12 protein-coding genes, 1 tRNA gene and 1 pseudogene are annotated in these 14,772 nt (G+C 71.5%); 5 read left to right on the top strand and 9 right to left on the bottom strand.

What is annotated here, in order from left to right; genetic code table 11:
• Positions 1-3 precede the first annotated feature (3 nt).
• From rho to GL259_RS26355, 7 genes are all read right to left on the bottom strand, one after another.
• Positions 4-2,070, bottom strand: a complete 2,067-nt coding sequence (gene rho, locus GL259_RS26385) for a transcription termination factor Rho (protein WP_159535799.1) — start codon at positions 2,068-2,070, stop codon at positions 4-6.
• Positions 2,071-2,472: 402 nt separating this feature from the next.
• Positions 2,473-3,390, bottom strand: a complete 918-nt coding sequence (gene thrB / locus GL259_RS26380; RefSeq protein WP_159535798.1) for a homoserine kinase — start codon at positions 3,388-3,390, stop codon at positions 2,473-2,475.
• Between the two features lie 606 nt (positions 3,391-3,996).
• A complete protein-coding gene (gene thrC, locus GL259_RS26375) occupies positions 3,997-5,055 on the bottom strand; it encodes a threonine synthase (protein WP_159535797.1) in 1,059 nt (352 codons plus the stop codon).
• A gap of 6 nt (positions 5,056-5,061) precedes the next feature.
• Positions 5,062-6,354: a homoserine dehydrogenase gene (locus tag GL259_RS26370; protein WP_166461561.1), complete on the bottom strand. Its 1,293-nt coding sequence runs from the start codon at positions 6,352-6,354 to the stop codon at positions 5,062-5,064.
• Between the two features lie 152 nt (positions 6,355-6,506).
• Positions 6,507-7,898 (bottom strand): diaminopimelate decarboxylase, encoded by a 1,392-nt coding sequence (lysA, locus tag GL259_RS26365; RefSeq protein WP_159535796.1) that lies wholly within the window; start codon positions 7,896-7,898, stop codon positions 6,507-6,509.
• A gap of 16 nt (positions 7,899-7,914) precedes the next feature.
• Positions 7,915-9,021 (bottom strand): ArgS-related anticodon-binding protein NrtL, encoded by a 1,107-nt coding sequence (gene nrtL / locus GL259_RS26360; protein WP_159535795.1) that lies wholly within the window; start codon positions 9,019-9,021, stop codon positions 7,915-7,917.
• Positions 9,022-9,115: 94 nt separating this feature from the next.
• Complete coding sequence (locus GL259_RS26355; protein ID WP_159535794.1) at positions 9,116-9,604, bottom strand: response regulator; 489 nt, start codon at positions 9,602-9,604, stop codon at positions 9,116-9,118.
• A 146-nt stretch (positions 9,605-9,750) separates the two neighbouring features.
• Here GL259_RS26355 and GL259_RS26350 point away from each other — a divergent pair.
• Positions 9,751-9,825, top strand: a tRNA-Arg gene (locus GL259_RS26350).
• 507 nt (positions 9,826-10,332) lie between these two features.
• Here the strand turns inward: GL259_RS26350 and GL259_RS26345 are convergent.
• The gene (locus tag GL259_RS26345; RefSeq protein ID WP_101278034.1) at positions 10,333-10,515 is read right to left on the bottom strand and encodes a hypothetical protein; all 183 of its coding nucleotides are present in this window, start codon (positions 10,513-10,515) and stop codon (positions 10,333-10,335) included.
• Positions 10,516-10,932: 417 nt separating this feature from the next.
• On the opposite strand from GL259_RS26345, the gene GL259_RS26340 reads away from it, so the two are divergent.
• Positions 10,933-11,742, top strand: coding sequence for an IS5 family transposase (locus tag GL259_RS26340; protein WP_159535791.1), 810 nt, complete (start codon positions 10,933-10,935; stop codon positions 11,740-11,742).
• On the opposite strand, the gene GL259_RS26335 is transcribed toward GL259_RS26340, so the two are convergent.
• On the bottom strand, positions 11,681-12,190 hold the full coding sequence (locus tag GL259_RS26335; protein WP_159538988.1) for a hypothetical protein: 510 nt from the start codon (positions 12,188-12,190) through the stop codon (positions 11,681-11,683). The two genes, GL259_RS26340 and GL259_RS26335, sit on opposite strands and share 62 nt — an antisense overlap.
• Positions 12,191-12,475: 285 nt before the next feature.
• Between GL259_RS26335 and GL259_RS26330 the strand changes: the two are divergent.
• The 3 genes and pseudogenes from GL259_RS26330 to GL259_RS26320 form a co-directional block, all read left to right on the top strand.
• Positions 12,476-13,153: pseudogene (locus tag GL259_RS26330) on the top strand (replication initiator); the annotation flags it as partial.
• Complete coding sequence (locus GL259_RS26325; protein WP_159535793.1) at positions 13,126-13,320, top strand: helix-turn-helix domain-containing protein; 195 nt, start codon at positions 13,126-13,128, stop codon at positions 13,318-13,320. The pseudogene GL259_RS26330 and the gene GL259_RS26325, both read left to right, overlap by 28 nt.
• The gene (locus GL259_RS26320) at positions 13,317-14,690 is read left to right on the top strand and encodes a tyrosine-type recombinase/integrase (RefSeq protein ID WP_159535792.1); all 1,374 of its coding nucleotides are present in this window, start codon (positions 13,317-13,319) and stop codon (positions 14,688-14,690) included. The genes GL259_RS26325 and GL259_RS26320 overlap by 4 nt, the downstream gene beginning before the upstream one ends.
• Positions 14,691-14,772 lie beyond the last annotated feature (82 nt).

Below are 14,772 nucleotides of genomic sequence, written 5' to 3'. Positions count from 1 at the left end.
ACGTCAGTCGCCGTTGCCCGGCGTCGGCGTCGTCTTCTGGATCTGCATCAGGAACTCGACGTTCGACTTGGTCTGCTTCATCTTGTCGAGGAGCAGCTCGATCGCCTGTTGCTGGTCGAGCGCGTGCAGCACCCGGCGCAGCTTCCAGACGATGCCCAGCTCCTCGGCGCCGAGCAGGATCTCCTCCTTGCGGGTGCCGGACGCGTCCACGTCCACCGCGGGGAAGATGCGCTTGTCGGCGAGCTTCCGGTCGAGCTTGAGCTCCATGTTGCCGGTGCCCTTGAACTCCTCGAAGATCACCTCGTCCATGCGGGACCCGGTGTCCACCAGGGCGGTGGCGAGGATGGTCAGCGAGCCGCCGTCCTCGATGTTGCGGGCCGCACCGAAGAAGCGCTTCGGCGGGTACAGGGCGGTCGAGTCGACACCACCGGACAGGATGCGGCCGGAGGCCGGGGCGGCGAGGTTGTACGCACGGCCCAGGCGGGTGATCGAGTCGAGCAGCACGACGACGTCGTGACCCAGCTCCACCAGGCGCTTGGCGCGCTCGATGGCGAGCTCGGCGACCGTGGTGTGGTCCTCGGCCGGACGGTCGAAGGTCGAGGAGATGACCTCGCCCTTGACCGACCGCTGCATGTCGGTGACCTCTTCCGGACGCTCGTCGACGAGGACGACCATCAGGTGGCACTCGGGGTTGTTGTGGGTGATCGCGTTGGCGATCGCCTGCATGATCATGGTCTTGCCGGTCTTCGGCGGGGCCACGATCAGACCGCGCTGGCCCTTGCCGATCGGCGACACGAGGTCGATGATCCGGGTGGTCAGCACGCCCGGGTCCGTCTCCAGGCGGAGGCGGTCCTGCGGGTACAGCGGAGTGAGCTTGTTGAACTCCGGGCGGCCGCGGCCGTGTTCGGGCGCCATGCCGTTGACGGAGTCCAGGCGGACCAGCGCGTTGAACTTCTCGCGCCGCTCGCCTTCCTTGGGCTGGCGGACCGCACCGGTGATGTGGTCGCCCTTGCGCAGGCCGTTCTTGCGGACCTGGGCGAGGGAGACGTACACGTCGTTCGGGCCCGGCAGGTAGCCGGAGGTCCGGATGAACGCGTAGTTGTCGAGGATGTCGAGGATGCCCGCGACCGGGATCAGGACGTCGTCCTCGGCGATCTGCGGCTCCTGCACGTCCTCGCGGCCGCGGCGGCCACGGCGGTCGCGGTAGCGCCCGCGGCGGCCACGGCGGCCGCCGCCGTCCTCGTCGTAGCCGTCGTCCTGACGGCCGCCGCCCTGCTGGCTCTGCTGACGGCCCTGGCCGCCCTGGTTCTGCTGCTGGTCGTCGCCCTTGCCGCGACGCTCACCGCGCTCACCCCGGTCGCCGCGCTCACCGCGGTCGCCGCGCTCACCGCGGTCGCCACGGTCTCCGCGGTCACGGTCGCGGCCGCGCTCACGGCGGTCGCGGCGGCGGCCCTCGCCACCCTCGTGGTCGGACCTGGCCTCGCCCTGCTGCGGCTGGGCCGAGGTCTCGGCCTTCGCCTCGGCGGCGATCGTCTCGGTCGCGGCGGCCGGGGCACCGGCCTCGGCGGTGGCGCGACGGCGGCGGCGCTCGGCGGGGGCGGCGTCCTCGGCGGCGGCCTGCTCGGCCGGGGCGGAGGCCTTCGGGGAGGGCTGGCCCGGGATCTCGATCTGCTGCTGGGCCGCGGCCTTCTCGGCGGGGGCCTGCGCGTCCCCGGCGTCCGCCTTCTTCTCGGCGGCCTCGCCCGTACGGGCCCGGGAGGTGGCGCGGCGCTTGGGCTTGGTCTCGGCGGCCTCGGCCTTGGCCGGGGCGGCCTCCCCGGAGGGGGCGCCCCCACCAGCGGCCTGCGCCTCCTTGATGACCTCGATCAGCTGGCTCTTGCGCATGCGCGCGGTGCCCCTGATGCCGAGGCCGGATGCGACCTGCTGCAGCTCGGCCAGCACCATGCCCTCGAGGCCGGTACCGCGGCGCCGCCGGGAGCCGGCACCGGTGGCAGGCGCGGAAGCGTCCGTGGCGGGCGCGGCAGCGGTCTCCTCGACACGTGCGCCCATCAGATCGGTGGTGTCGCTCACGAAGGGTCCTTCCCTGGAGCGGACGTCGGCCTGTCTGGCTCGGCGACCGGTTGTGCTGTCCGGCGGCGGTCCTTGCTGTGCGAACCGTGCCGGGGCGGTTGTCCGCCTGAGCGGCGGAAGAGATATCTGGTGATGGCGCTTCCTCGAGCCGTGGCACCCAGTGTCACGTGGCGTGGTCGCACCGGTTCCGGAGCGTGCCCGGCGGGCCGTTCAGTGTCCGCGTACGACGTACTGCCCGCGTACGTAGCAGAGAACACAGTGCGGCTTGGGGAGCTCCCGGAAGAATGTCTGTCCCGGACGGGGACACGAGGCACCTCGCCATGGTGGGGTCGGGTGCAGACTTGAGATTAACACTACCGGATCCAACAAACATTCCCCCTCTCCAAATCCGGCAACCGTGTGTCAGGTCGCGAGCGGAAGCACGCTCGCTCCCCGCACGTCGAGGCTGAGCCGGTTGGCGGCCCAGTCGGTGCCGGCCAGTGCTTCGACCTTGTCGGCGGTGTCCGCGTCCGCCAGCGCCATGACCGTGGGTCCGGCGCCGGAGATCACCGCGGGGATGCCGTCCCTCCGCAGCCGCTCCACGAGGGCCGCGCTCTCGGGCATGGCCGGGGCGCGGTACTCCTGGTGCAGGCGGTCCTCGGTGGCGGGCAGCAGCAGCTCGGGGCGCCGGGTGAGGGCCTCGACGAGCAGGGCGGCACGGCCCGCGTTGGCGGCGGCGTCGACGTGCGGGACGGTGCGCGGGAGCAGGCCGCGCGCGGTCTCGGTGAGGACCGGCTTCCCGGGGACGAAAACCACCGGAACGATGGAATCGGCGGGATCCATCCTGATCGCCCGGGCCGCGCCGCCCTCCATCCAGGACAGGGTGAAGCCGCCCAGCAGACAGGCCGCGACGTTGTCGGGGTGGCCCTCGATCTCGGTGGCGAGCTCGAGCAGCGCGGTGTCGTCGAGCTTGGCCTCGGCCCCTATGGTCACGGCGCGGGCGGCGACGATCCCGGCGCAGATGGCGGCCGAGGAGGAGCCCAGGCCCCGGCCGTGCGGGATGCGGTTGGCGCAGACGATCTCCAGGCCGCGCGGCTGTCCGCCGAGCAGGTCGAAGGCGGTGCGCAGGGAGCGTACGAGCAGATGGCTCTCGTCGCGCGGGAGGGTCTCGCTGCCCTCACCTGCGATGTCGATGTGCAGCCCGGAGTCGGCCACCCGGACGACCACGTCGTCGTACAGGCCCAGCGCGAGGCCGAGGGCGTCGAAGCCCGGGCCGAGGTTGGCGCTGGTGGCGGGGACGCGCACCCGGACGGCGGCGGCGCGGAACGCGGGACCGGCCATCGCTCGAAGACTCTCCTTGGACTACGTGACTGTCGAACGGCCTTCGACGGACATTCGGGGACGGGACATTCGATGACGTACGAAAACCCCTTCGGGCAACCCCCGGGCCCGCCGCCGGCCGGGTGGGCCGGCCGCTTTCCGGGCCGCCCCGGGCCACTGTCCGGACCACGGGGACGACGCGGTGCCGCGGCATATGCAGCGGGCGGGTTCAGTACAGCCTATCGAAGGAAGGTTCTGTGGCGACATAGGGCGCACAGGAGGCGCACGATGCGTGTCGTAAGCCCCCTGTGCACCCGCTGTAGGGAAACTTCCCCAGGTGAGCGCCTTCATACGCCGGTCCTGCCGAACCGGGCCGAACGGCGCGCCCCGGCGCCACCGGGGCGGCACGGCCGGCGCGGCCGGTACGGCCCGACGCGGTCCGGCACCACCGGCCCGGTGCGGTGCGCGCGGGGCCGGTGGTGCCGGAGCGCCCGGCGACGACCGAACGCCCGGGCCGGGACCGGCCGGACGACCGGGTCAGGACCGGTCCCGGACCGGTCCCGGACCGGTCCCGGACCGGTCCCGGATCAGGGCCGTACCGGGATTCGAGCCGGACCGGGGCCGGGGTCAGACGAGGCCGAGCCGCTCGGCGGCGGTCGCGGCGTCGACGGGGACGGTGACCGGCTGCGGGGCGCCGGCGACGGCCCAGTCCGGGTCCTTCAGGCCGTTGCCCGTCACCGTGCAGACGATCCTCTGCCCCGGGTCGACCTTGCCCTGCTCGGCGGCCTTCAGCAGACCCGCGACCGACGCGGCCGACGCGGGCTCGACGAAGACGCCCTCCTGCGAGGCCAACAGTCGGTAGGCGCGCAGGATCTCACGGTCCGTCACCTCGTCGATGAGACCGCCCGACTCGTCCCGCGCCGCCAGCGCGCGGTCCCAGGAGGCCGGGTTGCCGATGCGGATGGCGGTGGCAATGGTCGACGGGTCCTTGACGACCTCGCCGCGCACGATCGGGGCGCTGCCGGAGGCCTGGAAGCCCCACATGCGGGGGGTCCTGGTGGAGACGCCGTCGGCGGCGTACTCGCGGTACCCCTTCCAATAGGCGGTGATGTTGCCCGCGTTGCCCACCGGCAGCACGTGGATGTCGGGCGCGTCGCCCAGCATGTCCACGATCTCGAAGGCGGCGGTCTTCTGCCCCTCTATCCGCACCGGATTGACCGAATTGACCAGCGCCACCGGGTAGTTGTCGCTCAGGGCGCGGGCGAGCGTGAGGCAGTCGTCGAAGTTGCCGTCGACCTGGAGGATCTTCGCCCCGTGGACCAGCGCCTGGCCCATCTTGCCGAGCGCGATCTTGCCCTGCGGCACGAGCACCGCGGACACCATCCCGGCGCGCACCCCGTACGCGGCGGCGGAGGCGGAGGTGTTGCCGGTGGAGGCGCAGATGACGGCCTTGGCACCCTCCTCCTTGGCCTTGGAGATGGCCATGGTCATGCCGCGGTCCTTGAAGGACCCGGTCGGGTTCGCGCCCTCCACCTTCAGGTGGACCTCGCAGCCCGTGCGCTCGGAGAGCACCTGCGCGGGCACGAGCGGCGTGCCGCCCTCCCGGAGCGTCACGACCGGCGTGGTGTCGGATACCGGCAGCCGGTCCCGGTACTCCTCGATGATTCCGCGCCACTGGTGGGTCATTGCTGGTTACTCTCCTTCAACCCGCATGATGCTGGCGACACCGCGCACGGTGTCGAGCTTGCGCAACGCCTCGACGGTCCCGCCGAGGGCCGCGTCGGACGCACGGTGGGTGACGACGACGAGGGAGGCCTCGCCGTCCTTGCCCTGCTGGCGGACCGTGTCGATCGAGACGCCGTGTTCGGCGAACACGGTCGCGACCTGGGCGAGAACGCCCGGTTTGTCGGCCACGTCGAGGCTGATGTGGTAGCGCGTGACGACCTCGCCCATCGACGAGACGGGCAGCGCCGCATACGCGGACTCGCCGGGTCCGGTCGTCCCGCCGAGCAGGTTGCGGCCCACGGCGACGAGGTCGCCGAGCACGGCGGAGGCGGTCGGCGCGCCGCCCGCGCCCGGCCCGTAGAACATCAGCTGCCCGGAGGCGTCCGACTCCACGAACACGGCGTTGTAGGCGCCGCGCACGGAGGCCAGCGGGTGGCTGAGCGGAATCATCGCCGGGTGCACCCGCGCGGTGACCGACGCCCCGTCCTCGGCCCGCTCGCAGATGGCGAGCAGCTTGATGGTGCAGCCCATCTCCTTGGCGGAGGCGAAGTCGCCGGCGGTGACCTCGGTCATGCCCTCGCGGTGGACGTCGTCGAGCCGCACGCGCGTGTGGAAGGCGATCCCGGCGAGGATGGCGGCCTTGGCGGCCGCGTCGAAGCCCTCGACGTCGGCGGTCGGGTCGGCCTCCGCGTACCCCAGGGCGGTGGCCTCGTCGAGCGCCTCCTGGTAGCCGGCGCCCGTGGTGTCCATCTTGTCGAGGATGAAGTTGGTGGTGCCGTTGACGATGCCCAGCACCCGGTTGACCTTGTCGCCGGCGAGCGACTCGCGCAGCGGCCGGATCAGCGGGATGGCGCCGGCGACGGCGGCCTCGTAGTAGAGGTCCCTGCCGTGCTCCTCGGCGGCGGCGTGCAGCGCGGCCCCGTCCTGGGCGAGCAGCGCCTTGTTCGCGGAGACGACGGAGGCGCCGTGCTCGAAGGCGGTGGTGATCAGCGTCCGGGCGGGCTCGATCCCGCCGATGACCTCGACGACGATGTCGAGGTCGCCGCGTTTGACGAGGGCGGTGGCGTCGGTGGTGACCAGGGCGGGGTCGATGCCCTCGCGCACCTTGTCGGGCCGCCGCACGGCGACCCCGGCGAGCTCCACCGGGGCCCCGATGCGTGCGGCGAGGTCGTCGGCGTGCGTCGTCATGATGCGCGCCACCTCTGAGCCGACCACTCCACAGCCCAGCAGCGCCACCTTCAGCGGACGCGTACGCATCATCCGACCTCGTTTCCTGGTTACCGTCTCGGTTGCACCAGTCTCACTCACCGGACGGGATTTCCTGCCCTTTGTCCGGATCGTGAGACATCTATTTCATTTTCTTGCCGGGGAAGACAGGAGATCTTCCAGCGGCGGGGGTTCGTCGTCGCGGGCTACCCGACGTCGAGGCGGAGGAGGTCCTCCTCGGTCTCGCGCCGGACGATCACCCGCGCCTCGCCGCCGTTGACGGCGACGACGGGCGGACGCAGGACGTGGTTGTAGTTGCTGGCCATCGACCGGCAGTACGCGCCGGTGGCCGGCACGGCGATGAGGTCGCCCGGCGCCAGGTCCCCCGGCAGGAAGGCGTCCCGCACCACGATGTCCCCGCTCTCGCAGTGCTTGCCGACGACCCGGCACAGCATCGGCTCGGCGTCGGAGCGGCGGGAGACGAGGGCGACGCTGTACTCGGCGTCGTACAGCGCGGTGCGGATGTTGTCCGACATCCCGCCGTCGACGGAGACGTACGTCCGCAGCCCCTGCAGCGGCTTGACGGTCCCCACCTCGTACAGCGTGAAGGCGGTCGGCCCGACGATGGCCCGCCCCGGCTCCACCGAGATGCGCGGCGTGCTCAGCCGGGCGGCCTCGCACTCCCGGGTGACGATCTCGGTCAGCGCCTTGGCGATCTCGTGCGGCTCGCGGGGGTCGTCGTCGCTGGTGTACGCGATCCCGAGCCCGCCGCCGAGGTCGATCTCGGGCAGCTCCACGCCGTGCTCGTCGCGGACGTCCTTGAGCAGTCCCACGACCCGGTGCGCGGCGACCTCGAACCCGGACATGTCGAAGATCTGCGACCCGATGTGGCTGTGGATGCCGATGAGCTCCAGCCCGTCGAGCTGCAGCGCCCGCCGCACGGCCTCCGCGGCCTGCCCGCCCGCGAGCGGGATCCCGAACTTCTGGTCCTCGTGGGCGGTGGCGATGAACTCGTGCGTGTGCGCCTCCACGCCGACGGTGATGCGGATCTGCACCCGCTGCCGCTTGCCGAGGGACTGCGCGATGTGGGCGACGCGCACGATCTCCTGGAACGAGTCGAGCACGATCCGCCCGACACCGGCGCGGACGGCGCGCTCGATCTCGGCCGGGGACTTGTTGTTGCCGTGGAAGGCGATGCGGTCGGCGGGCATGCCGGCGGACAGCGCGGTGGCGAGCTCGCCGCCGGAGCAGACGTCGAGGTTCAGCCCCTCCTCGTCCAGCCACCGCACGACGGCCCGGGACAGGAACGCCTTGCCGGCGTAGAAGACGTCGGCGTCGCTGCCGAAGGCGGTGCGCCAGGCACGCGCCCGGGCCCGGAAGTCGGCCTCGTCGAGGATGTAGGCGGGGGTGCCGAACTCCTCGGCGAGCCGCTTGACGTCGATCCCGCCGACGGTGACCACACCGTGCTCGTCGCGGGTGACGGTCTGCGCCCACACCTTCGGGTCGAGGGCGTTGAGGTCGGCCGGGGGTGCGGAGTAGTGGCCCTCGGGGAGGACGTCGGCGTGACGGGGCCCGGCGGGGTGTGCGGAACGGCTCATTCTTCGCAGTGCTCTCTCAGAGATGGTCGGGTGCGTCGATGCCGAGCAGGGACAGGCCGCCGGCCAGCACCGTCCCGGCGGCGTCGGCGAGCGCGAGCCGGGCCCGGTGGGCGGCCGAGGGTTTCTCCCCGCCGACGGGCAGCACGGCGGGAAGCAGGGGCAGCGCGGCATCGGCGACGGCGACGAGGTGCCGGGCGAGCCGATCGGGCGCGCGGTGCGCGGCGACCGCGGCGAGGATGCGGGGGTGGTCGGCGAGCGCCCGGAACAGCGGCTGGGCGCCGGCACCGGCCACGGGATCGGTCACCGGGCCGGGCTCGGGGGCGAATCCGAGATCGGCGGCGTTGCGCAGGAGGGCCCGGGTGCGGGCGTGGGCGTAACGGACGCGGAAGAGGGGGTTGCCCTCCCGCTGCACCAGGTGTTCGCCGCCGATCCGGGGCCGGTCGTGCGGGGCGGGGTGCAGCAGGGCCCAGCGGGCGGCGTCCCGGCCGAGGGGGAGCGGATCGGCGGGGGCGGGCACGGGCCGGACGACGACACGGCCGGAGTCGTCGCCACCGCCGGACGCATCGCCGCTGCCGGGGACATCGAGGCGGACCCCCAGGGCGGTGCGGACGGTGCGGGCGGTGGCCCACCCGGCCCCCTCACCCCCGGGCGGCGGAGCGGCACAGTCGGCACGGACGTCGGCGCCCTGGGAGCGAAGGACGCGGACCAGGACGTCGAGGTGGACCAGGGCGCGGACCTCGTGGGGAGCGTGCAGCCGGACGAGCCGCCCGCCCAGCGAGTCGCCGTGCCCGTACCGGAGACCGCGCCGCAGGACCTCCTCCACGAGGGCGACGGGCGCGGCGTTCCGCAGACTGATGTTGAGGAACCCGGGCCCGGTGACGACGACGTCGGCGATGCCGCCGGTGCGCAGCAGGTGGGGCCGGAGGATCTCGGCGACGCGCCGGGCCGGCCGTCCGGACGGACGGGCGAGCTGGAGGGCGACGTTGGTGGCGTAGTCCCCGCACCCCCCGGGCCGGGGAGGCGCGACGACGACCCGCTCGGGCACGGCCACGCTCAGCTCCCCCTCGTCGACGGCACGGCGCACCGCGTGCAGCACGGTGCGGGAGAGCTCGACGGGGGTCACGGGACAAGCGTATGGGAGGAGGGGGGTGGGTACGCGAACGGGTTAGGCCGCGATCCCGCGATGTGGACGGCCTCACGCGACGGAAGCCCGAGCCTCATCCCCCGGCGCGCCCCGGGTTCCCGGCGGGCGAGGCGGGACCGGTCTCCTCGGCCTCGAGGACACGCCCCTGGATCAGCTCCCGGACGAGCCGCACGAGCTCGCCGGGCTCGAAGGGCTTGGCGAGGAAGGCGTCGACACCGGCGTCGAGCCCGCTCTCCACCTCGTGCCGGGTGCAGGCACTGACGATGGCGAGCGGAAGATCCCGGGTACGGGGATCGGCACGCAGCCGGGCGGCGGTGCGCAGCCCGTCCAGCCGGGGCATCACGACATCGAGGGTGACGAGGTCGGGCCGCACCTGATGAACGACTTCCAGACACTCGGCACCATCGGCCGCGGTCACGACCTCGATGCCCTCCAGCTCGAGGTTGACCCTGATCAACTGCCGGATGACCTTGTTGTCGTCCACAACAAGAACCCGGCCAGAAGCGCCTGGCACAACTCGAGAGTAGGTCGACACCGGCCACCGCGTCCGGCGTTTCCCCACTTCCGCCCCGCACGGGCGACACCCCGCACTCCGGACCGACCCGACCTCCGACCCTCCCGTCCCGGCCGACTCCGCAAACGGGTTCATGACCACCCCACCGGAGCTGGTAATGTTCTACTCGTCGCCGCGATCACCGCGACCGACACGCCCCCGTAGCTCAGGGGATAGAGCAACGGCCTCCGGAGCCGTGTGCGCAGGTTCGAATCCTGCCGGGGGCACCACGGATTAGGTGCCCAAAGACCCCGTCACCAGCGGAAACGCTGAGAGCGGGGTCTTCGCGTATGTGCAGGCATGTGCCGCCCGGAGCGGCCGTATGTCGGGGTCTGTGGACGAGGCGTGGACGGGATCTTGGAGCATCGCCGCAGATTGCTGACCCTTTCTGTCGGCTGGGCCTGGCTTGCCTTCAAGGCAGGCAGCTGGCACGGTCCCAACCGTGAACTCCGCGCCACCCGAGTGCTTAGATCGCTGGCATGACGGACTGGCCCCAGCTCCACCACGCCTACGCCGCAGAAGCCCGGTGGGAACGGCAAGGCGAGGTGCTCGGCCGCCATCCGCGAGAGCACATCCAGCTTCTCTTCGAACATGTCGGCGATCACGCCAGGCACGCGCAGGCGTCCAAGAGCGATTCGCGCCCAATCGGTGGACCTATGCGGTCACAGCGTTAGAAAGGCTCCATGTGAATGAGTGAGGCTATCCGGCTGAGCGGCTGCCGCCTGAGCGGGGCAGAGCTACAGCGGCTCCCCGCAGCTGCGACAGGTGGACTCGCCATCCTCATAGATCATGCCGCAGCAGTACTTGGCGTCGCCGTCGGTCCCGTCGTCGCCCCACTCGCAGCCAAGCTCCTGATGGATGGCCAGGCCCTGCGGGTAGCCAAAGTCAACGTCACAACTGGGGCAGACATACGAGGTCACGAATAATCCTTACAAGAGGCGATCAACCCGTAACAGCGCGGCTGCTCGGGATTGCGAGGCCTGACAGTTACTCGGGGACGCCTTCATCGAAGTAGCCGCACTGGTCGTACTCGCATGTGGCCACATCGCAGTGGCCGTCCTTGTCCTCACTGGCTGTTCTCTATCCGTTCGTGGAGTCGATCAGGTTCGAACGAGGTCCTGATTCGGGTGAGTTGGCCGGTGCAGGCGCATGGAAGAAGGGCCTCTTGGTAGCTCGCGGTTGTCGAGTCCAGCGAGAGGCAAGAGGCCCTGGTGTCGAAGTGTTGCGTGGTCGTGGTCGCCGGGTCCAGTCCGTCCACTCCTGGGTGTGACTGTCTCGCCCATCGGTTCGGGAACGCGGCCGACCGGCCGGAGCGTCGGCCCCGGTATGCCTCGGACATGAGCGACACGGAGTGGGCCCTGGTGCGGGAGCTGCTGCCGGTGCCGTCGTGGTTGACGGGCCGGGGCGGCCGGCCGGAGGGCTACTGCCACCGGCAGATGGTCGATGCGGTGCGCTACCTCGTGGACAACGGCATCAAGTGGCGGGCCATGCCCGCCGACTTCCCACCCTGGCCGCGGGTGTATGCCTTCTTCGCCCGCTGGCGGGATGCAGGGCTGGTGGCCGAGCTGCACGACCGGCTGCGCGGGGTCATCCGCCGCTCGGAGGGCCGCAGGGAGGAACCGAGTGCGGGCGTGGTGGACTCGCAGTCGGTGAAGGCGGACGCCACCGTCCCTCATGTCTCGCGGGGGTTCGACGCCGGGAAGAGGATCAACGGGCGCAAGCGGCACCTGCTCACCGACACCCTCGGCCTGCTGCTCGCGGTGCTGGTCACGCCGGCCTCCACCACCGACCGGGACGCCGCCCGTCTCCTGCTGCCCGCGGCGAAAAGCCACTTTCGGCGGCTGGCACGGGTCTGGGCCGACGGCGGCTACACCGGCCACCTCACCGACTGGACCGACCAGCACCTCGGAGTCGTCCTCGACATCGTCCGCCGCAGCGACGACCTCCAGGGTTTCCAGGTCCTGCCCCGCCGCTGGGTGGTGGAAAGATCCTTCGCCTGGCTCCTGCGCAGCCGGCGCCTGGTCCGCGACTACGAACGGCGCACCGACACCAGCGAGGCCGTCGTCCTGTGGTCGATGACCATGCTCATGAGCCGCCGCCTGGCCGCCCGGCACCGGCAGCGTCCGGCTCCGGCGCGGGCGGCGTGAAGCGGCCCGGCTTGTCCTCCACCAGCCAGCCCCGTTCCACCAGCCGCTTCAGCCGGGCCCTGGCGCCTTCGACGCGCGAGGCCAACGCGCTGTCCCAGCCCAGCACCACCGCCGCCCGCCGGGCCCCCAGCCCGTCTCCTCCCGCCTCCCCGGCGGCGGCCATCAACGCCTGGTAGTCCACCGACAGCACCTCGGTGCCGACCGCGTCCTGGCGGTGCGGCACCGCCCGGCGCGGCCCCACCGGCTCCTTCCGCACCATCCCGTCGGCCGCCACGGCGGGCGCATCCGCCTCGGCCAGCGCCTCCAGATACTGCTCCAGGCCGATCACCCGGCACCGGAGCGTCTCCTCTGCCTCCGTCAGAGCCGCCCGCACCCGCTCCAGTTCGGCTTCGATTTCCTCCACCCGCACCGCCACGGCCTTCTGCCGCGCTTCCAAAACCGCTCGCATCGACGGCATCCGCCACCCCCACGACGTCTCGGCCAGCAACAGACCGAGACTTCCGCGACAGCCCTCAGCTCATGCCGGACCAGCGGAAACCGCACGTGAGGTTCGGATAGAGAACGACCTCTAAAGCCGTGGAGCCGACCGACCCAGCCACGACGTACTCCTTCTCTGACGTCAGGCGGCTGATTGCTGCGTGCGCGGCACGGGCGCCGGCCGGGCTGGAGCGGGACGGAGGCAGGAGCGCAGGCCCGGCCGGGGGCCGGGCCGCGCGCGGCGAGCGGAGCGAGCCGACTTGACGGTCCCGAGGGCGGTGAGACCACGCCCCCGGCCTGGGCGACGGCCGAGCTGCTGACCGACGCCATCCGCGCTGCCGCCGCTGCCGCTCGCGTCGACGGCCCAGAGGTTGACGGTCGGCCGCACACCTTCGTCTTCGGCCGACAGCTCGACGTCCGCCCGATCCGCTCTGCCGACTTCGACGACGATCAGGACCTGACCGAGCGTGCCGTAGCGGCGTACGTCGCCAAGTACGCCACCAAGGGCGCCGAGACGGCGACGGGCACCCTCGACCGGCCGATCCGCTTCCTTGCCGAGCTGGCCCAAGCGAGGATCACCGACCACGCCCGGCGCATGATCCGGACCGCCTGGACCCTGGGCGCACGCACCGAGCTGGCAGACCTCCGCCTGCGGGCCTGGGCCCACATGCTCGGCTTCCGCGGCCACTTCTCCACCAAGTCCCGCCGCTACTCCACCACCCTCGGCGCCCTCCGTGACGCCCGCGCCGCATGGCGCCGAGCCCAAGCTGATGCGGCCGTCGACACCGGCCAGGAAACGACTCTCGTCCTCGCGCACTGGGTCTTCGCCGGAACCGGCCTCTCCAGCGCTGAAAGCTGGCTCGCCGCCACCCTCGAACCCGCTCCCGGAACGGAAGGAGAACCGACATGGACCGCCGACGCGACGAACTCATGACCGTTCCGCAGATCCTTGCCGAGCTGGGTGGGGTGTCCCGGCGTACCTTCTACCGCTGGCGCGAATTGGGCCAGGGCCCCGCCGCGTTCAAGTTGCCCAATGGAGAGCTCCGGGTGTGGCGGAGTGACTTCATCACATGGCTGCGGCAGTTGGAGGCGGCGGCGTGAAGTCCCTCGACGTGAAGGTCTGGAGCGTCCGTAAGCGGGACACCAAGACGCCCTCGTACGGGGTCCGCTGGTCTGTTGCGGGCAACGTCTTCTCGGAGTCCTTCCGGACCAAGGCGCTTGCCGACCACTACCGTACGAAGCTCATGCGCGCGATGCGCGACGGCGAGGAGTTCGACACGGAGTCGGGCCTTCCGGCCTCGATGGAAGAGAAGAAGTCGGCCGTGTCGTGGTACGCCTTCGCTCTCAGGTACCTCGCCATGAAGTGGCCCCATGCCGCCCCCAACACACGGGACGGCATCAACGAAGCCCTTACCAGCGTGATGCTGGGGCTCCTCGACGAGCGCGCCGGACGGCCGTCCGACGAGGTGATTCGCAGAGCATTGCGCAACTGGGCCTTCGTGCTGCCGGGGCCTGATGACCGGGAAGTCCCGGACGACGTGCGGAACGTTCTCCACTGGGTGTCCAAGGCGTCCCGGCCGCTCGCTGATCTTGCTGAACCGGCCACGGCTCGCGCGGTCCTCGATTCGCTGAAGCTCAAGCTCGACGGCACGGCGGCAGCGGCGGAGACCGTGCGGCGCAAGCGTCGGACGCTCGTCAATGCCGCGAATTACGCCGTCGACCTGGGGGAGCTGCGTGAGAACCCGATTACGGCTGTCCGCTGGCAGAAGCCGAAGGTGTCCAACCAGGTCGATCCGCGGGTCGTCGCCAACCCGGAGCAGGCGCGGAACCTCCTGGCGGCGGTTTCCTACGTGGGCGGGTACCGGCGTGCCCGTGGTCGTCGCCTTGTGGGTCTGTTCGCCGCCATGTACTTCGGTGGTCTCCGGCTGGCGGAAGCGGTCGGCCTCGTCGAGACGGACCTGAACCTTCCCGGGCAGGGCTGGGGCTCGGCGCTGCTCCACCGGACCCGTCCGTCCGTCGGCAAGCAGTGGACCGACTCGGGGGAGACCCATGACGACCGCGGGCTGAAGAACCGGCCGACCGAGGACGTCAGGAGGGTGCCCATCCCGCCGCACCTCGTCGCCGTGCTCCGTGAGCACCTGGCCACCTTCGGCACGGCGGACGACGGGCGGCTGTTCTTCAGTGAGAAGGGCTCGGTCGTCCCGTCCTCGACCTACTACCGCGTGTGGCAGGAGGCCCGGCTCCTCGCGCTTCCGCCGGCCGTCGCGGCCTCGCCGCTCGCGAGTCGGCCGTACGACCTCCGGCACTCGGCGCTGTCGACGTGGCTCAACGCCGGGGTCGACCCGACCGAGGTGGCCGAGCGCGCCGGCAACAGCGTCGAGGTCCTGCTGACTCGCTACGCGAAGTGCCTCGACGGACGGCAGGACGTCGCCAACCGCCGCATCGAGAACCTGCTCCGCGAGTACGCGTGAGACAACCCGTACCCATACTGAGGCCCTAGTACTGCAACGGTGTTTGTGTTGATTGCTGACCAGTTCAGGGACTGTGTCCGCG

It is taken from the genome of Streptomyces sp. Tu 3180 (genome assembly GCF_009852415.1).
Classification (GTDB): domain Bacteria; phylum Actinomycetota; class Actinomycetes; order Streptomycetales; family Streptomycetaceae; genus Streptomyces.
This window is presented reverse-complemented; position numbering and strand designations above follow the sequence as displayed.